Genomic DNA, 22,312 nt, shown 5'->3' on the forward strand with positions numbered 1-22,312 from the left:
AGACACAACAATCAAGTGCTTGCTTTAGTTCAAAGGTTTGAATTTACAATTCAGAGCCAGCAGATGTTTTTAAAGTATGAAGATAAAAATTACAGTAAAGTGTTTGAAATCAAAAATTGCAAGTAGTTGTTTAAAGGAACGCTATGGGTGATTGTTCAATCTACCAAGGCAACGATGGTTTTTCCAGAGGAAGTTAATGAGGAGAAGAGCGAAGATGGAATTCAATAAACGGCAAGCGGAAGTGATAATTGTTCAACAGTTAAGTTTTTTGTTGGATCGCAAAGTAAAAAATGAAGAACTTGTACCTGAAACATATCTTTTACACAAAGATGAAATCATTCAAGTACCAACAATTGATGAAAAGCCATTGCCACAAAAGGTAATGGCTTATTTTTATGGTTGTGAAAGTTACATCGGCTTTTTGATAACTGACTCGCAACAACGAAAATTGCTGGCAGTAGGAATTTTAGATAGTAACAATCAATTGGTTAAAAAGGGAGAATACAAAAATGAGTAAGTGGATTGAAGTAGCGCTACAAGTAATTATCTCAGCCGCCGCGACAGTTATTAAAGAAATGGGAGGAAGAAAATAAAAACACACTGGATCCGTAACGAGTTTCAAGGTATAATTATTGAGAGAGGTGGAAGAATGAAATCTGTTTTTTATGACATTTTAGACATTACAAATAAAGAAGAACGCATAAAAGTATCTAAAAAATGCGGGATATCAGTGGAAGACTTGGAATACTATTCCAATAATTCAATAATTCCCATAGGTGAAAATAAAGAAAAAATAAAAAAGTTCTTAGAAATAAACGAAACTGAATATAAATTATTATTTGGAGATGTGGATGCAAAATTACTTGAGAAAATAAAAATGAATGCCAAAAAAATAACTGAAATACTTGGTCCTGATGATTCAAGAAGCAGCATTATAGAAAAAAGTATACCTGATTTCACGACCGATTTTGGGAAACTTTACAATAGTGACTGTATGAAACTACTGAAAGAAACGCCAAATAATTCAGTGGATATGTTTTTTGCAGATCCTCCATTTAACTTAGGGAAAAAATATAATTCAAGTGTAAATGACAATCTTGAAGTCGATGCCTATGTTAATTGGTGTTCAGAATGGATAAGAGAAGGAGTACGTATACTGAAACCCGGAGGATCACTATTTCTGTGGAATATTCCTAAGTGGAATGTGCGTTTATCTGAAATATTGTCAAGATATTTGAACTTTAGAAATTGGATTGCCGTTGATATGAAGTATGGAATGCCTATCAGGGGAAGATTGTATCCAGCGCATTATTCACTGCTGTATTACAGTAAGGGGAAGAAAGTTAGTAGCTTCACTCCAGAAAGAATACCCTTAGATGTTTGTCCAGTTTGTGGACATGAGATTAAGGATTATGGAGGTTATAAACATAGACTTAATGAGCACGGAATGACCTTATCTGATGTATGGAAAGACATATATCCCGTACGTCACAGTAAATATAAAAATCGAAAAAGCAATGAATTATCGATAAAACTCATGGATAGAATAATTGGTATGTCGACAAAGCCTGGGGACACAATTTTTGACCCGTTTGGTGGGAGCGGAACTACTTATTTAGTTGCAGAGTTATTAAAAAGACGTTGGATAGGATCGGAAATAGGATCAATTAAGCCAATTGAAAATAGGTTAGTATCCAAAGATAAGGAAAGAGATCAATTAAAGAGTATTCATGATGCTAAGAACAGATTGTTTCTAAATAAAACAATAAGACAAAGGAAAAGCAATAACTATTGGTTACCATAATTTATTTAAAATAAGCTTGTTATAAGCTTATTTTTTTTGTCACATAGAAGGTTTATTGTTTAAAATAATAAACAATAAAAAACTAATTTTACATATAAAGTGATAAAATAATCGTGAAAGAAATATCTTTTATTTTGACTGAATTGGAGTGGTTATATGGCAGGCGTTATTGAAATTTCACAAATTAAGGATAGATTGCATAGTAGCTTTGATAAAGTAATTCCGTTGATGAACAGTAAAGGAAAAAGCCCGGAACAAAAAGAGAAAAACTTTTTGTCTAAAGCACTTGCATGTGAAGCTTTGAAATTAACTTATTCAAATGAATTATCATCAGAAATAGCATACGAACAAAATGTAGATGGCGGGCAAGACAACGGGATAGATGCAATATATTTCAACAAAAAAAAATGTGAACTTTGCTTTGTCCAATCTAAATATAGAGAAAATGGGAAAAAAGGAATAACTCCCTCAGAGACTTCAGAATTTATTAGAGGAGTCGATAAGATACTGCAACTTAATTTTGATGATGCAAATAAAAAAATACAACGCAGAGTAGACGAATTAAATGAAATATTTAGAGAAAATACAGATATTAAATGTAAGCTTGTTCTTATACAAACAGTTAAGGACACATCCGAGGATGTTAGGAAAAGACTAAACGACTATATTACTAGCCAGGAAAGTGAAGATTATTCTTATGACATTATAGAAATCGACCGAATATATTCAGATGTTGTACGTGGAGATCGAAATGTAATGTTAGAAAGGGTAAGCGTATCGTCTTATGGTGAATATGAAACTAGCGATAACAAAGCCTACTATGGCCGAGTAACTTTAGATCAAATATATTCTTGGTGGAAGCTATTTGGTGATAAATTGACGGATCAAAATTTACGTAGATCATTAGGTGACACAAATATTAATATTGGGATTAAGAAGACGTTAGAGATTGAGCCAGCTAATTTTTGGTTTTACAATAACGGAATCACAATTGTGACGGATAAAATAGAGCTATATAATGGGGGGAAAACTGTAAATGAAGCAATTAAGTTAAAATGTAAAAATGCAAACATTGTAAATGGAGCACAAACGTTTTCATCTGTTGGAGAATATGGTGCACAACTTCAAAAACCTTTGGAATCTTTGAAAGAAGCTAATGTTTTAGTTAAGATAATAGAGCTTAAAAATGATGAAGAGGAAGAAATAAGTGGAACTTTTTTACATAATATTACTAAATTCAATAACAGCCAAAACAATATAAGTGGCCGCGATTTTATAACTTTTGATAAAGTACAGCAGACTATAAGAACACAACTAGAAGCAGAGAACATTAAATATTATTTAATGCGAGAAAGTGATGATAGAAATACTGATAGAAAGAAAACGTTAAGTGTTCGTGATGTTACTAGGGCATTGGCATTTTCTGTAGATTCTGATATTGCAATAAAAATAAAAAGAGAAATTGGGTTGGCTATTGATAACCCCGATTCTCAATATTATAAAAGAATATTCACCAATTCAGTTACTGGCTTTTTTACATGGAATATTGTACAAATTCATCGAAAGGTAGATGAGGGTATTTCTTCAAAAATGGTGAAACTATCTGGTAAGGAACTAGCTATACTTAGATATGGTAGAGATTTGCTCGCTAACCTTATATTAACTGATATGGTTAAAAGTGTACCAAAAGATAAGTTATATTCTGAAACTCAGTTAAAAAAAATCAATATAAGTCCTAGTTTGAATAAATACATCGAAAAACTAAATATTTTTCTTAAAGAGCCTCAATTTGCTGGGCAAACTTTGAGTAAATTGTTTAATTCTATAAATTCTCATAAGCAACTATTCCTCAAAATGAAAAACGCTCAATCAAGCAATATAGTAGCAGACGAAGATGTTAAAATAAATTACCCATTGTGGGTATCAGATCGAGATAAAAATACATTTAATAAGTTTTTCGAAAGAATGGGAGAAGATATTTTAGCAAAAAAAGTGTTGAAATATATAGTCGAGAATATTTATCGTAAAAACTATGAAATTGGGTATACAACAAATATGCATTTTTATGTGCAAGGTGAAGGTCCACGGGAAGCCAGGTTTCTTTTTAGATTTGCCTATTATACCAAGGGATATTTATCATTTAAATATCATGCCTTTGGAACTTACAATAGTATATGGCTTAAAGAACATAAAGAAGTAATAAGTGCTTATACTGAAAATAAAAATAAAATTATAGTAAATGAAGAAAGTGATTGTGATAATTTAGAAAGTATATTTAAGGATATTGTAAAAAATTAAAATAAGATCTACTATGAATAATTTGCAGGTAGCTTAGATTTTGTTATTTTTTCACCTAGGCTAACGAGGTTGGCTTATTTTAGATTAATTATTGAAAGGAAAGAACAAAGAATGATCCCATTTACATTAAGAGAGTATGTTTCGGCAAGCGATAATAAAAAATTGCTTACTAATGCACTAATTTATCACCAAATGAATCCAAAGGAAATCGAAAAGAAAGACTTCAGACAGTTTTCCCGACTAGTTTTAGAAGAATTGCCGTCTTATAAGGATATCGGAGGTTGGTTTTTGGGGACTGATTTACAGGTATTACCTGATTTTGACGTTTTATTATTTCTAAATAAATTTACGTTAAATTTAGATTTGAAAGATGAATATAGTTGCAACAAACATGAAGATATTTCAAAAAAGTTTCGATCACAAAAAAGAATGTTCAGAATTTTAGGTCAAAAAGTGATGAATATTGTTTTTTTTGCAAAAGATAAAAAATTATTAAAATGGATTGATGAAAGAAATGCATTTCAAGAAATAAGTTTTCCTCAGTTTGTTGAATTATTGTGTGATCAAGTTGTAGTACAAGAAAATAGCATTGAACGCCTTAGCTCTAGGAATTTTTTGATTTCCCCTCTTAAAGATATTCAAGCCTTCTTAGACGGTAAGTATTGGTTAACAGATGAACAACAGAAAAGGGTAGAAAGTATCTCGCATCATGGTATTTTTGGCATTCAAGGAGAGGCTGGAACTGGAAGAACATTGATAGCATATGATTTTATTAAACATGTAGATGGTACAAAAAAAATACTTTTTGTTTTCCCAGGAGAGCTTAGAGATGCTCATTTAAAACTAGAAAATAAATTTTCTACGGTTAAATTTGTTACCGCTAAAAGTTGTTTAACCATTGATTTAGATGAATATGATGTGATTTTGATAGACGAAGCTCAGAGGTTACATAGTAATGTCAGAATAACACTAGCTGTTTGGGCAAAAGAAAATTACAAAAAAAAGACTATAGTCTTTTTTTTCGATGTGGAACAAGCGTTAGGACCTAAGGATGCAGGACAATTGATGTTAAACTTGTGTCAAACATTTGAAAAAGATGGACAAGGGATTTTGTATAATTTAAGTAAGAACATTAGATCGAATCCAATAATAAGTGCCTTCGTTCGAAATGTACGTAGTTTAAGTAAAAGGCCAGCGCAAGATATTACTGTTAGTGATATGAAAGATTGCGTTGATGTTAGGTACTTTTCAAAAGGAGCGGATGCTATTCCTTGGATCAAGGACTGTATTCACGAGGGGTATCATTTTTTTAAGCCAACTGGTGACAATCATGGATATGCTAGTTCAGATCAGTTTGTAAGTATAACATCGTCTACCAATACGCATGGAATTATAGGTGGGGAATTAGATAAAGTTGTTACTTATCTAGATGATTGTGTTGGATATGATAAATATGGAGAATTAGTGAAAAAGGGTACGGAATATTATTTTGTCGATAAGGAGAGCTGTGTCAACATGTCACGTGCAAAAGAGAAACTAGCATTAGCTATTATACATAATCCAGATGTTTATATGGGAATTACTGATATTGTATTTAGACAAAAAATAGTTAATGCTTCAGATTAGTTGTTATTATGTATGTTAACGTTTTTTAGATAACCGTACTTACTTATGTTACGCAAGTTCCTATAATAAGTGATTTAACACTTAATTGTATAAAAATTTAATTTAAAAAAATAATATAGATGCTATATAAATAAAAGTCCGAGATAAAGAAGTTGATGAATTTTGAAAAAAAGCTTGCTTAAAAGTCTCGGACAATTTATAATGTAAACGTAATCAATAAGACGGATTGTAACTCTTTGAGGCATTACCGTGAAAGTGGACAGATTGACTGTGCCATTTTTGTGGAAATGTTTCAAGGAGTTTTTTTTGTTTAGGAGGAAGATAATATGTTTAATTTTTTTAATAAAAATAAAGTTTTAGAGGTTGTTTGTCCTATAACTGGGGTATTAACTAAGTTAGAAAGTGTAAAAGATCAAGTATTTTCAACAAAAATGATGGGAGACGGTTTTGCAATAGTTCCCTCTAAAGGATCCACTACGGTTTTTTCACCAGTTGCTGGAACAATAGTTTCTCTACCAGATTCTAAACATGCAGTAGGGGTAACAACTGAAGGTGGAATTGATATTTTGATTCACGTTGGTATAGATACAGTTGAATTGAATGGTAAGGGTTTTGAAACATTCGTTAAAAAACAACAAAAGGTTAGAAGAGGCGATGCTTTGCTATCCTTTGATGAGAAATTTATGGATAGTAAGAAGATAGATATGACAGTTATGACTATTTTCACGGGCGGATACAACAAGGAAGTAGAATTGACAGAAAATTTTGGCACGTTAATTTCTGCGAAAAATATTTTATTAAGAGAATAAAAATTCTTAGCAAAGTGTAAGGAAGTGATGAAAAATGAAAGCGGTAAAAAAGATTAACAACAACGTTGCTGTTTGTGTGGATGGTAATGGAGATGAATTAGTGGCATTTGGAAGTGGGATTGGTTTTTGCAAAATGCCATATGAAATAAAAGACCTAAGAAAGATTACAATGACGTTTTATCGCTTGAATACTCATAATTTTCAATTATTGAAGGAAATACCAGAGAAAATATTTGATGTTAGTGCACAAATAGTAAATAAAGCTCAGAAAATACTATCACATGAACTGAATCCAAATGTAATTTTTAGTTTAGCAGATCATATAAACTTTGCAATTATTAGACAGAAAAATTATAAAGAGTTAACGTTACCTTTTTCTTATGATGTCAAACAGCTTTATCCTAAAGAATTTGAAGCTGGAAGAATGGCGATTAATTTAGTCGAGAAAGAGTTAGATGTTAACTTGCCTCAAACTGAAATTACAGCAATCGCAATGCATTTTATTAATTCACAAGTTATTAATATTCCATCAATAACAGATAATACATTTAATTTGATATCTGTAAAAGCTATTTCTTATGTTGAAAGTTATTTCAACATAAGAATCGATCAAAATGGATTTTCATATAATCGTTTCATAATGCATTTGCGTTACTATTTGATAAGAATTTCGGAAAATAAACAAATAGTGGATGAAGCAAGTATCGCTATGATAAGAACGTTTAAACAAGAGTCTCCTAAAATATACAAATGTACTAAACAGATAGTAGTAATGATCGATGAGATATTAAATAGTAAAAGTACGGATGATGAAATGTTTTACCTAATGATATATGTCAAAAGAATAGTTGTTAAGTCATTGAATAATAAGGAGTAAATTATGAAAAGAAAAAAAGATGAATTTAAAACAATGGGTGTTGAAATCCTAAAGAAAATAGGTGGGAAGGAAAATGTAGCCAGTGTGACTCATTGCATGACTAGATTACGCTTTAACCTTAAAGATATGAGTTTTCCGAATGACAATGAAGTTAAGAAAATCAGGGGCGTACTGGGGGTTATGCGCGCAGGAGGTCAATACCAAGTTGTCATAGGTCAGACGGTCAATGAGGTTTATGACGAAGTTGTTGCGTCAGGTAACTTAAAACAGGATAAACCAATAGTTGAAGAAAGAGCTCAAAATACAGAAAAAGTAAAAATGACATGGAAAAGCGTCGGGTCAACAATTCTCAATAAAATTGCAGGTAGCTTAACACCCATTATTCCAATGCTTGTGGCAGCTTCAATGTTCAAAATGCTTGTAGCAGTTCTTGGACCGAATATGTTTAATGTTATTTCCGAAAATAGTGATGTTTATAAATTGTTTTCTCTTGTGGGAGATGCAGGTTTTTATTTCTTCCCAATTATTATTGGTTATACATCGGCAAAGCAGTTTAAGACTTCCCCTATACTAGGCATGTTTTTAGGTGCGATTATGCTTGATCCCAATTTAACAAATATAGTGAATGCGAAAAAAGCATTTACAGTCTTTGGAATCCCAATGCAATTGGTAAATTATTCTAGTACCGTTGTTCCAATATTACTTTCGGTATGGATCATGTCATATGTCGAAAAATTTTTTAATAAGAAAATTCATTCGTCTATAAGAACGGTTTTTGCTCCAACTTTGACAATTTTTGTTATGTTACCGATCAGTTTATGTTTTATAGGACCGTTGGGGGGATTTCTAGGGAATTATATTTGTAATGGGATCTTAGCATTTGGTCGCATGGGCGGATTTCCGGCGATTATTGGGATTGCTCTTATAGGGGCTTTTTGGGAACTATTGGTTATTACAGGAATGCATTTGGTCATGATAAGTGCAATGATGCTATTATTTGCTCAAAAAGGATATGATAACTTTGTAAGTCTGGGATCAGCGGCAGCAAGTTTATCTGTGTCGGGGATGTGCTTAGGTGCTGCGTTACGTTTAAAAAATAAAGAAGAGCGTTCTTTAGCACTTAGTTATTTAGTTGCCGGAATAATTGGAGGAGTTACAGAACCAGCTCTATATGGTATTGCAATCCGTTACAAAAAACCATTTATTGGTATGATGATTGGTGGCTTTTTTGGAGGTTTATATGCTGGGGCGACTCATCTTACAGCATACGTGCTTGTACCAATTGCTAACTTTTTGGCACTTTCAAGATATGTGGGGGGCACAACAACGAATATTATCAATGGAATATTAAGTGGAGTAATTGCATTTGCTGTTGCAGCAATAGCAACGTATATATTGGGTTTAGATACAGAAAATAAATTGCATTTTAATTTCAAAACAAAAATGAAAAGGGAGAGAAGACTTGAAAAAGTTAATTCTTAGAGCAGATGACTTGGGATATTCTAGAGCAGTTAATTATGGAATTTATGATGCTGTTGTTGAAGGAGTGGTAAACAACGTTTGTGTAATGGTGAATACACAGTTTTCTAAACAAGGGATTGAACTGGTTAAGAATACGGGGGTAGATCTTGGGTTGCATACTGTCATTTGTACAGGTAAACCACTTACAAATCCTAGGCTAATTCCAAGTGTAACTACAAAAGATGGTAATTTTAAATCGTCTAAGACCTATCGTAATTCTTCCCAAGATTTTGTAGTACTTAATGAAGTTATATTAGAAATAGAAGCTCAATATCAAAAATTTATCGAATTGATTGGTAGAAGGCCTGTTTTTTTGGGAGGTCATGCAGTAGCAAGTAAGAATTTTGTCAAGGGATTACAGTTAGTAGCTAAATGTCATAATGTACCTTTTCTCGGTTTTTCTAGTGGTAATACACAATTGGAATTTAAAGAATATCAATTACAACCAATAATGGAGAGCATGCAGCAAAACTATAATCCGTTTGAAACAGTAAAAAAGTGTATCAAAATAAGTTCGGTTGATAATATACCAATGATGATATGCCATCCAGGATATTTAGATGATTATATTTTAGAACATTCTTCGTTGACTATAGCAAGGATAAAAGAGGTTGAAATGCTATGCAATAATGAAGTTAGGTCCTATTTAAAAGATAAAAAGGTACATTTGATTAAGTTTAGTGAGCTAGTCTAGTTAAGAGCTAAACCAGCTTTAAATTTATATATGTATCCATCATAAAGGAAAAAATTGTCCAGATAAGACAGCACCCAAAATATTAGTGAAAAAAAGCATTAGTTAGAATAATATAAAATAACCGCATCCACTTATGTTATGCAAGTCCTTATCACAAGTAATTTTGTTACAAAAAGGCGGTGCAAAGCAATGTTACCAAAATGGTGCTAGCCTTTTTGAGAAACTACCCTTTTAATTATTATAGGAGTTATTCGATTCCTAAAAAATTACTGAGGTGGTTTTACTATGAAAAGAAGTAAAGTTGTTCATTGGTCGCTAGCATACACAATATCGGAAATTACTGTTGTCATATTTTCAATTTTAGTTATAACATCACATCCATATTCCACCATAAGTATATTGGGTGTGTTGGGAATCACTTACGTGCTGGTGTTTGGAATGAAATTCAATATTTTCAAACAGAATAATTGGTATACGAGACGATATAAATCTGAAGTAGCCAATTTTTTTAATTTTATTTTGATTATTATTTCTTGGAATTTGTTGTTAATTCCCCTACAGATTGATGGGATCAAATTGATATCAACGCCGATAGCTGTCATTTTAGTGGTTCTTTTTTGTTGTCCATTGATTCATTTTTGGTCATTTCATTTTGGTAAAAATCATTTTTGGATTTTCTTTCAAAGTATTTTAGTTCTTTTGGTAATTAGTGGCTTTTTTAATGGAATTTCTATTTCCTTGATCAATGGTTTCGCCACAGGTTCAAGCACAGTTCGTTTTATTGGAAGTGTGATAGCTGCCATTTTGCTGGGAATTGGATTAATTAATAAACAGATACGTATTAATAATCATCAAACGACAATTGATTCAACGAATCAAAGCAGAAATTTTTCGCTAAGCTGGTGGTCAATTATTATATTTTTTCATATCATGCTGTTGTGTTTTGATGCGGGTATTTGGCTACATCCTTTAAATACTTGGCAGTTGACAGTTAAAGGTAGTTTAATTGGTATATATGCTGGCTTAATCGAAGAAATATTGGTACGTGGACTCATTCTAAATGTTCTTTTAAAATTATATCGTAATGAAAAAAATGGTGTATGGAAAGCACTTGTTCTCCAAGGAATTATTTTTGGATTAGCACATATTAGTGGTGTTTTTGCTGGAGAATCAGTGCTAACATCAATCGCGATCGCAATTGATGTCTCAGCTATGGGAGTCTTGTGGGGTGTTATCTATTTGATTACTAAGCGTTTATGGATCGTCATTCTTTTACATTCACTTTGGGATATTGGTGAAAGTCTCATTAGCCAAGAGTCAAACTTATCAATTCCTGGCATCTTGGGGATAGTGGTTGCTTTATTTGTTAGCGGTTCGTTTATTACTATTGCTAAATATCTGTTTGCCAAGTATTATTTATCTATGGAAAAAGGAAATGATTAATCGCTAGTGTCAATTAGCAACCTTTAGGAGGTAAACTGTGGAAATACACAAGCGATTAAGGTGTGCACGTGAAGTTTCGGGGTTAACTCAGCAAGCAGTGGCCAACTCTTTATTCGTTACACGACAAACGGTTTCTCGTTGGGAAACAGGTTCTCGCGAGCCTTCTTTAACAGTTTTACACGATTTATCGATGTTGTATGGAATATCAATATCTGAATTAATTGGACAAGAATCGATCACAGAAAGAAAAGTTAATTTTTTTGCTATCCTAGGAAATGTTGTGTTTGATTTTTTGTTAATAGCGACTGTTGGATTTGGAACTTTACTTCTTTTATTGATCGGCTGGATGATTTCTGGATGTCTTGTTTGGGGGCCTCTTTATGCGGTTTACATGTGGTTATTTAATGTTGGAGAGTTAAATTTTGTCCTGTTTAGCTATCATCCACAAGGTGTTGCTGAAGCGTTTTGCTATTTGCTAACTTTTTTGGTAGGTCTATTCCTTATTTATATAATGCTATTTGTACATAAACTATTGTATAAAATGTCTAAGAGTTACGTCAAATATACGCTTAAAACGATTAGATATACAACTATCAAAAAAAATTAAACAAATGATCTTGCATGATTTTTATCATGTAGTAACTAGGTTCGTATGCCGTAAAAAGCAAGATTAATTATGTTAGATCATTTATTTGAATTTAACAAACTTTTTGTAATCAATAGGTGTGCGACAATAATACACATCATACCAAGAAAAAGGGTGAAAGCATGGCTAAGACCCAATTAAGTGATGTGATACATCTCATATTCTATATTGTATTGCATGCAAGCGACGAGAATAAAAGTATTAATACAGATCCGACCATGGTACGCAGGGTAATGTTAAAATTGCGAAAAGCAAAAATTTTAGGATCAGCTCAAGGAATTGCAAGCCGCAAATTCTGCACCCATTAGCTAAAACTACGTTGAAAGATATCTATTTAGCGACGAGATGTTTCTTTTTAAACGATGACCAAAAAATGTCCAGTACATGTTCAGTTGGTTCCTTATTTTCTTATGGAATTCGAGTTATGTCACGGACTTGCCTTTTTGTTCAATGAAATGTTTTATATTAATTCTGTTCGTTATAATTCTTTGAAAAATGTATGTGTTTAATTGTCGTATAAGTCACTCTAATAGATACCCAAATGCACTAACATTAATATTATTATATATGCTTAATTTTTTAGCTTTTGTAAAGCGCTTTCAACCATTCGGGAGAAACCATTGATAAAATGACGCTCCTGTTTTTAGTAGAGTTTACGATCCAACCCTGTCGCAGAAAAGCTGCACAAATTTTCAAGCCTAGTTCTCCCGCGAGGTGAAATCTTCGTTCACTCCAATCCATACAAAGTTTACTATTTAGTAATTCGGCATTTTCAATACCAATACCTCTGAAAAAGAATTTGCCATTTTCAGTCACGGAAACATCATGATTTTTTCTTTCTAAATAGCGATTTTCTATCATATAATCAAGCAACCCCACGCCAAGTTCACCTGCTAAATGAGAATAACAAGTGCGCGCCCTTTTTATTTCCAGATACTCTATTTTTTGATTATATGAATTAACTTTCTTTGGAGCAGAAATTGTCATTAGTAATTCTATTATATCGGCAATATAATTGTTGATCAGTCCGTAATAGACATTTTTTCCCTGCCTATAAGTATCAATCCATTCCATATTAGAAAGCTTTTTTAAATGATACGATGTGGTACTAAGAGAGACATGCGTTCTTTTTGAAAGCTCAGTAACTGTATAATAGCGGTTATCAATCATGACAGTTAGTAACTCTAGTCTGGTAGGATCACCGATAGCTTGGATTGTTTCTGTCAGATTTGGGAGACCATTCATTTGCTTCATCTCTTTTCTATACTTTGAGCGTCATCAAAGTATTTCTATGGTAATTTATAACTATCATATCAGAAAAGAGGATGAATCAAATGAATATCACTCAAAATCAGAAAGACAGGGCAAAAAAATTTCAGGAGATGCATAGACAAGACAAATTATTCGTTTTGCCAAACATATGGGATGCTGGAGGGGCGAAAATCTTTGAAAAAAAAGGTTTTCAAGCTCTTGCTACTACTAGTGCAGGAATCGCTTTTGCGAATGGATTTTCTGATGGTGAAAAATTACCGTTTAGTATTTTGCTAGAAACTGTTAGACGAATTACCAGCAAAATCGATATTCCGCTATCTATTGATTTTGAAAGAGGGTACAGCGAAGATAATCATGAGGTATACGAAAACACAAAAAAAATATTACTTTCTGGAGCAGTGGGTTTAAATGTCGAAGATGGACTACCTAACAAAAGAATATCTGATTCACAAGCAATGAAGAATAAAATTGAGTGTATGAACAGCCTAAAAAAAGAACTCGGAGTCGATTTTGTAATCAACTCAAGAACAGATATTTATTGGAACGAAATTGGTGAGCCAGAAAATCGATTACGCGCAGTTATAAAACGTGTAAATGACTACTTTTCATGGGGAGCCGATTGCGTATTTGTTCCTGGAAATATCTCATTCAATGAGTTAAAAATATTGATGAAAGAAGTGAATGGGCCATTAAATATTTTACTAAACAAAGATTTGAAACATATCGATCAATTGAACTCGTTAGGAGTTAGGAGAGTAAGTTTAGGATCATCCTTGAGTAGAAATAATATAAGTAATTTATTCAAAGAAGTCGAAAAGATAGGTAAAAATGAGTTTGATTCTTTGTTGAATAATACTTTGTCTTATGAATTTGTTAATCACCTCTATGAAGTGAAGGAAGATAACAAATGAAATTTGTTGCAAACTATCAAGCTTCTTTTTTTTCTTATAATAGGTGTTGCTGCAGGAGGAATTATTGGAATCATGTATCCTGGGAGTTCAATAATCACATATCCGGTAGGGAACATTTATCTAAATTTTATCTATGTTTTAGTACCTCCGTTGACTTTTTTCAGTATTAACAGCAATATCTATTAGAAAATTGGGAACAAAAGCAAAGCAATTAAAGGACTTCTTATCGTTAACTACCAATCTTTTGTATACCATGATTTCAATATTAATGAAGTTTGCACCTATTGGTTTTGGATGTTATTTTTCATATAGCCTTAGTCAAACAGGTGCAACAATATTAGAAAACTATGCAAAAATTTTCATACTTTTTCTTTTGTTTTCTATTTGTTTTATTTAGTTATTCTCGCAAAGTCTTTGCGGGTAAAAAAATTGTTGAGATGGCCGAATAAAATCTACCAATTAAATATTCTGAATAGCAGTCACGCAGCAGGGAATGTCGGTTTTTCAAAAGCTTGAATAGATTTATTGAGGAGAAATCTTAAGTACGTTTTCATATTCTTAAATAGTTTGTGCAATGAACTCTTTTAAGCATTACTTATATTTTTTTATCTGAGATTATATCTTCATGTTCCTTTATTGAGCTTAATCTTCTTTTATTATTAGATAACAACAAAAGAAACAATGCCTCGATCATCGTTAGAGCAGCTACTCGTGAAAAATAATATTCAGATTGTAAAATTTTCTGACGAACAGCTGTTGTCAGATGAAAGTTAGATTGTAATGCTATAGGTGAATTATCTCTGTTAGTTATAGATATAATGTTAATATTTTTTTTCTTAGCAATTTCTATTTGTTTCAGCAAGGAACGAGATTCTCCCGAATTAGAAATAACAACGAGCACTGCATTTGAATCCAAATTCAGTGTTTGCGCGACGGAAGTTTCCCACACGGCAGAAGTAATAGTGAAGATCCCAAGTTGGTTGAACTTATAGGTGGCGTCATCGGCCACGGGCAACGTGTCGCCTTCAGCAATAACCTGTACAACTTTGGCTTGTTCTATAATGCTTAAAACATTTTGGATAGTGTTTTTTGAAAGAACTGTTAGAGTATTAACAATTTCGGCAGTTTTATTGTCTGCTATATTAGAAAGAGACCGCTGAATATTATCAACGTGAACACTTTTATAGTAATTAGATTCATCGCCCGCCACTTTTGCAAGAAGTATTTTTAATTGATGGAAACCTGATATATCAAGATTTTTGCAAAATCTTGATATGGATGCTTCACTTACCGATGCTTTTTGAGAGAGTTCAGAAATAGTAAAATTGATTGCTTTGTTTGGATTATCTAAGATAACAGTTGCAATTTTTTTATCAGTAGCACTCATCTTTTTTGCATTGCTATAGATAATGTTAACGATATTTATGCTGTCTTCCATTTTTAAATACCATTCCTTTTTCATAATTTAATTTTTAAACAGGTTTTGAGCCCTTGTAAAATATAAGCTGCATTAGTCTTCAAGTAAGTGATGCTGAAACAAAAAAGGGATGAATGTGATAGTTCATCATTGATTAAACGCACTTTAGGTGCTAATACACTAATATATCCCAGTTTGAGTATTTGTTCATAATTGAAGATTTAATTACACTGGAAATAATAACACATATTGGATTGCCAATAGCAAATAGAATAGCATTTTCCCATGTTTTGACTAGAATTAGTTTAGTTCTGAAAAAATATCCTTTTGTAGAAGATAATTGATTGAAGGTCAGTATAGAATGACAATATTTAATTAAGAAATAAAAAGGTTTCTTTGCAGACAGCCAAAATAAAAGACATTGAATAAACATCTTATTCGTTCAATCAAGATGACAAGTGATTTAAAAGAGATCTCCTATTAGAAGGAGTTCTTTTTTATTATATGAAAATATATTTCTTTAATTTTAAAAAAAGGTAAGGTATTTCATAAATTTTATAATATTATCTCTTTTTTAATCAAGCTTATTATAAAAAAATTGACAATAATATATAAACATGATAGATTATTGTTGAAAATAATTTTCACAAAAATAAATCAAGTGAAATTTTATTGAAGGGGATGAGTGCAATAACTTTACTTATAGATGTAGCACTGCAGATGATCAAACCAAATATGACAGTTAGTTTAGGTGGTGGAAGCAATGTAAATAAATTAGCCAAAGCAATAGCGGAAAATATTCAATTTCCAATCAAAATATGTACGCCTTCCGAAATAACTAAGGCATCCTGTCAAAAACTTGGTTTTAAAATTTGGGAATTTGATCAACTTGAGCATTTAGATTTGGCATTTGATGGTTGTGACAGTATTGATTACGGGTTGCATGCTCTAAAAAGTAATGGTGGAATTCATGTATATGAGAAATTATTCGCGCAGGCAGCGGCAAAATATATAATCCTTACACCTTATTCCAGAATTAAACCAGAGTTAGATTCCAAGATTCCACTTACTTTGGAAGTCTTGGACAGTGCAGTATCAAGCGTAGATCACTTCGTTCATATGTTAGGGGGAACTTCGCAAATAAGGGAGGCCGCGGGTTACGCAGGGGCTGTCCGAACGCGCGATGGGAATCCTCTTGTAGATTGCTATTTCGGGGGTTGGGGTAATATTAAGGAAATAGATTTGATGTTGAGTCGGTTTAATGGAGTAGTTGGTACTTCTTATTTTGACAAGATTGTAACTAATGTTTTAACCATAAATGGTAATAATAAGGTCGAGAACTTGGAAAGGGAGATATAGATATGAAAAAATACAATTGGGGCATGGTTGGAACGGGTTGGATTGCGCATGAAATGGCGGATGCACTCAATGCAGTTAATGGAGAAATATATGCTGTTGCAGATGTAAAAGAAGAGATGCTAAAAAAATTTGCTACTGAAAAGAAAATTTCAAAAACATATAGTGATCCAGACAGACTTGTAGAAGATCCAAATGTCGATGTTATTTATATCGCTACTCCACATACGTACCACTATGAATATATCAAAAAAGCGTTGAATGCTGGAAAAAATGTTTTCTGCGAAAAAGCAATCACTGTTAATTCTAAACAATTTGATGAAGTTCAAAAGTTAGCGAAAGAAAAGAACCTTATTTTGACAGAGGGTTTTACTTTATATCACATGCCAATCTATAATAAAATAAAAAAAATAGTGGATGATGGTGCTTTAGGTGATATCAAGCTAGTGCAAGTTAACTTTGGCAGCTTAAAAGATTACGATCCGAAGAACCGCTTCTTCAATAAGGATCTTGCAGGAGGGGCATTATTGGATATCGGTGGATATGCGACCGCTTTTGCACGTACCTTTCTGGCGGAGCAGCCTAACGTTACCCTTACTACAGTAAAATATTTTGAAACCGGTGTTGATGAACAATCTGGGATTATTTTAAAAAACTCTAAGGAACAATTAGCTGTTATGGCTCTTTCGATGCGTGCAAAACAGCCCAAGCGTGGAGTGATATCGGGTACTAAAGGATATATTGAGGTTAATAATTATCCTCGAGCAACTAAAGCCAGTATAACTTACACTGAAGATTCTCATACACAAGTTGAAAAAGAAATTACAGCTGGGGATGCTAAAGAAGCGTTACATTATGAAGTTGAAGATATGCAGCGCTATATCGAACAAGGACATGACGATGGTCAGTTGTCGATTTCTCATGATGTATCACACATCTTGAGCAATGTTAGAAACGCTTGGGGAATGAAGTATCCGTTTGATTAATGAAAAGAATATATTGAGGATGAATTTTGGCTGGCTGGTCATTGAAGTCTAAGTTACCTCTTGGAAGTGATATCATACAAACGTGAAATCGACTTTTGGTTTTATTCTTGCTTAAGATGCTGTGTTAAATTGTGTTTGGGCACAGCTTCTTAAGTTTATTTGAATTATAATGGTAACATATCAAGGAAACAGTCTTTTTGTAACTTCATATTTATTATGAATTGGTTTCTATATCAAATTATTTAGGGAGAAATTACTTTTGAGATATAATATTTATCTAGTTAGGCATGGTCAAACAATTTTGAATCGATATGGGCGAATGCAAGGCTGGTGTGATTCGCCGTTAACTACAAAAGGGCGTACTGATGCTCATTCCACCGGCGATAATTTGGCACATATCAACTTTAATTACGCTTTTAGCAGTGATACAAAGCGTGCGCGCGAAACATGCAAAATTATTGTGGCAGAGAACAAAGCAACACAAGGTGATCTTAGCCCACGTTCTTTACATTACTTTCGAGAACAAAAATACGGCTATTTTGAAGGTTGTGATTCCAAACAAGCATGGTTAATGATTGGAGCTTCTCACAATTGTAAAAGTTTTAAAGAGATTATAAAGAATTATTCTATTGAACAGGCTCGTGATTTTGCTAAGTCAGCTGATCCTTTTCATGAAGCTGAAAATAATTTAGAATTTTGGAATAGATTAAATCAGGGGTTTAATTACTTGGACGAGGTTGCTGAGAATAATGACAATATATTATTGGTTAGTCATGGGACGACTATTCGCAGTATTGTTCACCACTTTGATAGTAACATTGACATTTCCGTTAGTCCAAGCAACGGTTCAGTTACAAAACTTGTTTGTTCATCTGGAAAAATAGAAGTTGCGTATTTCAATCGTTATGATAAACGAAAGTATTAACTGAATCTATCTTAATTAAAGGAATTATGCAAGAATCTTGGCACAAAGATATTGCATAGAACTAGCTAAGTTGATCGATTCAAAAATAAAAAAGGCCAGGGATATAAGCGAGTATGGTTAAAAGCAACACTGCTTTACCATGTTTTCGCTGGTATTCTCTGGCTTTTTTGTTTGTTTTGATTACAATGATTTGATCGATTCACTGATTAAATATAATAATGAAAATTTATTTATTCTGTGACCGTTGAGTTGTGTATCATATAGGACTTAGTTAAAAGAGAATGTTAATATTTGGTCAGGTTATTAGAATGTTCAAGGTTCGCACCTTTGATGTGGATTTAATCAACCCACACGTTCATGGACTCCAACTTAATTGTTGGGGTCTATTTGCTTGCTTAAAATTATCTTTTTATGGAATTTTGTTTCAGAAGGCGTATTTAATCAAATGTATGTTAGAAACATAAATATACGGAGATGTTGTCAGGTTTCAAAAGACCCCCGAAAGTGGGCAAACAAATTAGGCGATAATTATGGTTTACGTAAAATTTTGCAGATATGAGTTTCTCACTACCTTTTTCGAGGATTGTTCTTTAAAATTACACTCCGCTTACTCAAAGCCGCTCTGAGGTTATTGTTGCACGTAGTTCTTGCTGCAGCATACCCATTAACTCTGTTTGCTGCCGAATCCAATCTGGATTAGCTGTATTGTTTAATGCGAAACGAATAGAAGTAAGTGACAGTTCACTGTAAAAATGTGCCAAAAAATCAATTGAGAATTGATTGTTCAAATTCTCCTGTAGCAAATAGTTTTTGCAAGCTTCAAATGTGATTTGTCTAAGCCTAAATTCTAAAGTAATTGACGTCTCATGCAGATCAAGCAAAGCATTTAGCGCATCAGAATTTTTTGACAAATTCAAAAAAATATTTGTCAGCGATTCTAAAATTGTTTCAGTATTAAATTCAGAAAATTTTTGTTTGATTTCGAAAGCAAAATCTTCACTAAGTAATTGAATGATTTGGTCTAATAAATCGTATTTATCTTTAAAATGATCGTAGAAAGTCGACTTGGCAATTTCAGCTTCTGTATAAATTTTTGCAACCGTTATTTTTTTAAAGGGCATTTTACCAAGTAAATTTAAAAAAGTTTGAATAATAGTACGCCGTGTTTTTTTTACTCGAATATCGGTAGTCATATGCTTAACCTCCATCTACTTTTCCTACTATAGCACATGCAAATGTTTGATAACCTACTTTTTCGTTAATTTTGCGTGTTGTTTTAAAGGTTAATCAGCTTTATCATGACGTTGAAATTCAAAAATATATAATTTTCAACAAATTGAGTAAAGGGAGTATTGCTATGCAAACTTTAGAAAAAGAATTAAAAGAGCGACTAACGATCTTGCAAGATAATTTGAAGCAGGCTGAATTAGATGCGTATGTCATTACCAACCAAGAAGACATTTGGTATTTTACAAATATTAATTACAAACCTGAACAGCGTCCGTTCATATTTGTAGTTTATCCTGATAAGAAACCACTGTTTATTGTTCCACAATTAGAGGCAGATCATTTCAATGTTTCATATTTTGATTATGAGATGGACAATTACTTTGATGTTACTTCCAAGTCTGGTCAGAACTGGTATGACGTATTAACAAGGTACCTCACTTCTTCAGCAAAAGTGGGGATCGAAAGTAATGGTGAATTGCTAATAACTAGATTTACACCTGAGATCAATTGGGAGACAGGCTTCTTCATTCAAAACCAACGAATGATCAAGAGTGACTATGAATTAGAAAAACTGCAATATGTTTCAGATATTTGCAGCAATGTAGTACAGCAAACGTTGAAAATATCTCATGCAGGCACAAAAGTAATGGATACTTATGCTATTGCAATGAAAGTCGGTGCGGAAGAATTAGCAAAGCATTTTAGTTTGGAAAACCGCACAATTAACGCAGTTTGGCCAGCTAAATACAGCTTTATGCCACATAGTATTCCAGATGTTAATTCTACACTTGGTGCAGGACCGAATATCGATATTGCACTTTTCAACCTTCAAGGATACGCAGCTGAATGCGAACGAACTTTTTTTGTTGAAAACCCAACAGACGAAGAAAGAAAGCATTTTGAACAAATGATGACGGCAAGAAAACTCTTCTTGGAAAACTTAAAACCTGGTAATAAAGCAAGTGATATTGAAAGAATAGTAGATAGCTACTTTGAAAAAGAAGGTCTTTCTAATCGCATCTTGCATCGCCCAGGTCATGGGATCGGTTTAAATAATCATGAATGGCCAACATTGTCGTTTGGTAATGATGCTGTCCTGCAAGAGAACATGGTAGTTTCTGTAGAACCTGCTATTTACTTCGAAAATCAAGGCGGTTATCGTCATTCTGATACGGCATTGATCACTAAGGATGGTTATCAACTGATGACGCAGGCTCCAACTAAGCTTGAAGATCTAATTTTGAAATAATTGATATTAAAACGGCCGTAAGAAAGAAAACTTATCGTCGTTTTAATATCTTTACGAAAGGGAAACGTAAAAGTGGACAAACAAATTCTCTCTAACACCCGTAAGCTGCTGGTTGCTGTAGTTTACGGTTTATTATCAGCGATAGGGATAAATTTATTTTTAAACTCCGCCCATGCATACTCTATTGGCGTGCCAGGTATTGCACAGTTATTGAATGGCCTGTTGAAATTTATCCAAATCAATTTGAGCATCAGTAATCTGGTAGTGATACTCAACATTCCATTAGTGATATTGTCACTACTTCTATTTGGTTGGAATTACACCCTATTTTCTTTGACAGCTGTAGTCTCTAACGTTATTTTTCTAGGTATTATCCCAGAAATGTCGATACTGCAGGAACGTTTGACCAACACAATTGTTGGGAGTGTCATTATCGGTATTGGTATCGGATTATGTTTTCGCAACAGTTTTTCTACTGGGGGAACCGATGTTGTTGTCAGTTATATTCAGCAAAAGTACCATAAAGATATTGGCTTTGTAAACACAGTCATGAATGGTTTGATTTTAGGAATAACGGCAATCTTTTTCGGTATTCCAGGGACTGTCTATAGTTTGATCAGTATGGTCGCAACCAGTTATGTGATGGATAAAATTTATATCCAGCAAAAGAATGTGACATTGGTTGTTTTTACTAAGCAACCAGCAGCTTTAACAAAAAAGTTGCGTAATTACAGCCACGGGGCAACGCTATTTCCAGGCAAGGGAATTTATGCCGAACAAGAAACAGATATGCTTTTGATGTTGATTCAGAAAAATGAGATTTCGTTCCTGAAAAAAATGATCCTTGAAGGCGATCCGGATGCCTTTATCAGTGTTCAAACCACAGATTTTGTTAGCGGAAACTATATTCGAAGATTTTAAACCTCGACAATATTCTGCAACGGCTAAATGCAAACAAGCCAGCATATGTGTTAGATATATAGTCAAAAACTTATGTTATCTCTTCTGCCATAGCCTAGATATACTTGAGAAAGTTCGGTAAAAAAAGAAACGGCTTTCGCAGAAAGCGGAGTTTTAAAGGATAGGAAAGATAATTGGCTTTTGAGATGTGCTGCTACAAATTGTTCGTTCTTTCCTTTATTCAAATTATTTCTGGCATTTATGAAAAGTTCGCGTTCAGCATTTTTCAGACTATTATCTGAAATTAATTCATCCAGTTCTTCCCAGATTAAGATTCGGTTTTTCACA

20 protein-coding genes and 1 pseudogene are annotated in these 22,312 nt (G+C 33.0%); 17 read left to right on the forward strand and 4 right to left on the reverse strand.

Annotation, left to right across the window (positions count from 1 at the left end):
- Positions 1-214 precede the first annotated feature (214 nt).
- The 10 genes from FC19_RS05895 (at position 215) to FC19_RS05940 (ending at position 11,679) form a co-directional block, all read left to right on the forward strand.
- Positions 215-517, forward strand: coding sequence for a hypothetical protein (locus FC19_RS05895; RefSeq protein ID WP_057876075.1), 303 nt, complete (start codon positions 215-217; stop codon positions 515-517).
- Between the two features lie 132 nt (positions 518-649).
- Entirely contained in the window at positions 650-1,804 is a 1,155-nt protein-coding gene (locus tag FC19_RS05900) for a DNA-methyltransferase (RefSeq protein ID WP_057876076.1), read from the forward strand.
- A gap of 156 nt (positions 1,805-1,960) precedes the next feature.
- On the forward strand, positions 1,961-4,102 hold the full coding sequence (locus FC19_RS05905; protein WP_057876077.1) for an AIPR family protein: 2,142 nt from the start codon (positions 1,961-1,963) through the stop codon (positions 4,100-4,102).
- A 69-nt stretch (positions 4,103-4,171) separates the two neighbouring features.
- Entirely contained in the window at positions 4,172-5,728 is a 1,557-nt protein-coding gene (locus tag FC19_RS05910; protein ID WP_157061272.1) for a DNA/RNA helicase domain-containing protein, read from the forward strand.
- A gap of 326 nt (positions 5,729-6,054) precedes the next feature.
- On the forward strand, positions 6,055-6,537 hold the full coding sequence (locus FC19_RS05915; protein ID WP_057876079.1) for a PTS sugar transporter subunit IIA: 483 nt from the start codon (positions 6,055-6,057) through the stop codon (positions 6,535-6,537).
- Positions 6,538-6,571: 34 nt separating this feature from the next.
- Positions 6,572-7,414 carry a PRD domain-containing protein gene (locus FC19_RS05920; protein WP_057876080.1) on the forward strand — a complete coding sequence of 281 codons (843 nt, stop codon included), beginning with the start codon at positions 6,572-6,574 and terminating at the stop codon, positions 7,412-7,414.
- A gap of 3 nt (positions 7,415-7,417) precedes the next feature.
- On the forward strand, positions 7,418-8,896 hold the full coding sequence (locus FC19_RS05925) for a PTS transporter subunit EIIC (RefSeq protein ID WP_057876081.1): 1,479 nt from the start codon (positions 7,418-7,420) through the stop codon (positions 8,894-8,896).
- Positions 8,877-9,629: a ChbG/HpnK family deacetylase gene (locus FC19_RS05930; RefSeq protein ID WP_057876082.1), complete on the forward strand. Its 753-nt coding sequence runs from the start codon at positions 8,877-8,879 to the stop codon at positions 9,627-9,629. Before FC19_RS05925 ends, FC19_RS05930 begins: the two co-directional genes overlap by 20 nt.
- A 285-nt stretch (positions 9,630-9,914) precedes the next feature.
- Positions 9,915-11,072: a CPBP family intramembrane glutamic endopeptidase gene (locus tag FC19_RS05935; RefSeq protein ID WP_057876083.1), complete on the forward strand. Its 1,158-nt coding sequence runs from the start codon at positions 9,915-9,917 to the stop codon at positions 11,070-11,072.
- Between the two features lie 37 nt (positions 11,073-11,109).
- A complete protein-coding gene (locus FC19_RS05940) occupies positions 11,110-11,679 on the forward strand; it encodes a helix-turn-helix domain-containing protein (RefSeq protein ID WP_057876084.1) in 570 nt (189 codons plus the stop codon).
- Between the two features lie 618 nt (positions 11,680-12,297).
- Here FC19_RS05940 and FC19_RS05950 read toward each other — a convergent pair.
- Positions 12,298-12,972, reverse strand: a complete 675-nt coding sequence (locus tag FC19_RS05950; RefSeq protein WP_083488380.1) for an ArsR/SmtB family transcription factor — start codon at positions 12,970-12,972, stop codon at positions 12,298-12,300.
- 80 nt (positions 12,973-13,052) lie between these two features.
- On the opposite strand from FC19_RS05950, the gene FC19_RS05955 reads away from it, so the two are divergent.
- Both FC19_RS05955 and FC19_RS11995 read left to right on the forward strand, forming a co-directional pair.
- Complete coding sequence (locus FC19_RS05955) at positions 13,053-13,901, forward strand: isocitrate lyase/PEP mutase family protein (protein ID WP_057876087.1); 849 nt, start codon at positions 13,053-13,055, stop codon at positions 13,899-13,901.
- A gap of 166 nt (positions 13,902-14,067) precedes the next feature.
- Positions 14,068-14,298: pseudogene (locus FC19_RS11995) on the forward strand (cation:dicarboxylate symporter family transporter); the annotation flags it as partial.
- 198 nt (positions 14,299-14,496) lie between these two features.
- Here the strand turns inward: FC19_RS11995 and FC19_RS05965 are convergent.
- A complete protein-coding gene (locus FC19_RS05965) occupies positions 14,497-15,327 on the reverse strand; it encodes a MurR/RpiR family transcriptional regulator (protein ID WP_420805493.1) in 831 nt (276 codons plus the stop codon).
- A 672-nt stretch (positions 15,328-15,999) separates the two neighbouring features.
- Between FC19_RS05965 and FC19_RS05970 the strand changes: the two genes are divergently transcribed.
- The 3 genes from FC19_RS05970 to FC19_RS05980 all read left to right on the forward strand — a co-directional run bounded on the left by FC19_RS05970 (position 16,000) and on the right by FC19_RS05980 (position 18,585).
- Positions 16,000-16,677, forward strand: coding sequence for a ribose-5-phosphate isomerase A (locus FC19_RS05970; RefSeq protein WP_057876090.1), 678 nt, complete (start codon positions 16,000-16,002; stop codon positions 16,675-16,677).
- 2 nt (positions 16,678-16,679) lie between these two features.
- On the forward strand, positions 16,680-17,660 hold the full coding sequence (locus FC19_RS05975; RefSeq protein WP_057876091.1) for a Gfo/Idh/MocA family protein: 981 nt from the start codon (positions 16,680-16,682) through the stop codon (positions 17,658-17,660).
- A 259-nt stretch (positions 17,661-17,919) separates the two neighbouring features.
- Positions 17,920-18,585: a histidine phosphatase family protein gene (locus FC19_RS05980; RefSeq protein WP_057876092.1), complete on the forward strand. Its 666-nt coding sequence runs from the start codon at positions 17,920-17,922 to the stop codon at positions 18,583-18,585.
- A gap of 611 nt (positions 18,586-19,196) precedes the next feature.
- On the opposite strand, the gene FC19_RS05985 is transcribed toward FC19_RS05980, so the two are convergent.
- Positions 19,197-19,778 (reverse strand): TetR/AcrR family transcriptional regulator, encoded by a 582-nt coding sequence (locus FC19_RS05985; protein ID WP_057876093.1) that lies wholly within the window; start codon positions 19,776-19,778, stop codon positions 19,197-19,199.
- A gap of 164 nt (positions 19,779-19,942) precedes the next feature.
- On the opposite strand from FC19_RS05985, the gene FC19_RS05990 reads away from it, so the two are divergent.
- Both FC19_RS05990 and FC19_RS05995 read left to right on the forward strand, forming a co-directional pair.
- The gene (locus FC19_RS05990) at positions 19,943-21,064 is read left to right on the forward strand and encodes a M24 family metallopeptidase (protein WP_057876094.1); all 1,122 of its coding nucleotides are present in this window, start codon (positions 19,943-19,945) and stop codon (positions 21,062-21,064) included.
- A gap of 72 nt (positions 21,065-21,136) precedes the next feature.
- Positions 21,137-21,985, forward strand: a complete 849-nt coding sequence (locus FC19_RS05995; RefSeq protein ID WP_057876095.1) for a YitT family protein — start codon at positions 21,137-21,139, stop codon at positions 21,983-21,985.
- 62 nt (positions 21,986-22,047) lie between these two features.
- Here FC19_RS05995 and FC19_RS06000 read toward each other — a convergent pair whose 3' ends face one another.
- Positions 22,048-22,311 (reverse strand): bacteriocin immunity family protein, encoded by a 264-nt coding sequence (locus FC19_RS06000; protein WP_057876096.1) that lies wholly within the window; start codon positions 22,309-22,311, stop codon positions 22,048-22,050.
- Position 22,312 lies beyond the last annotated feature (1 nt).

This window comes from Liquorilactobacillus aquaticus DSM 21051 (assembly GCF_001436755.1).
GTDB classification, from domain to species: domain Bacteria; phylum Bacillota; class Bacilli; order Lactobacillales; family Lactobacillaceae; genus Liquorilactobacillus; species Liquorilactobacillus aquaticus.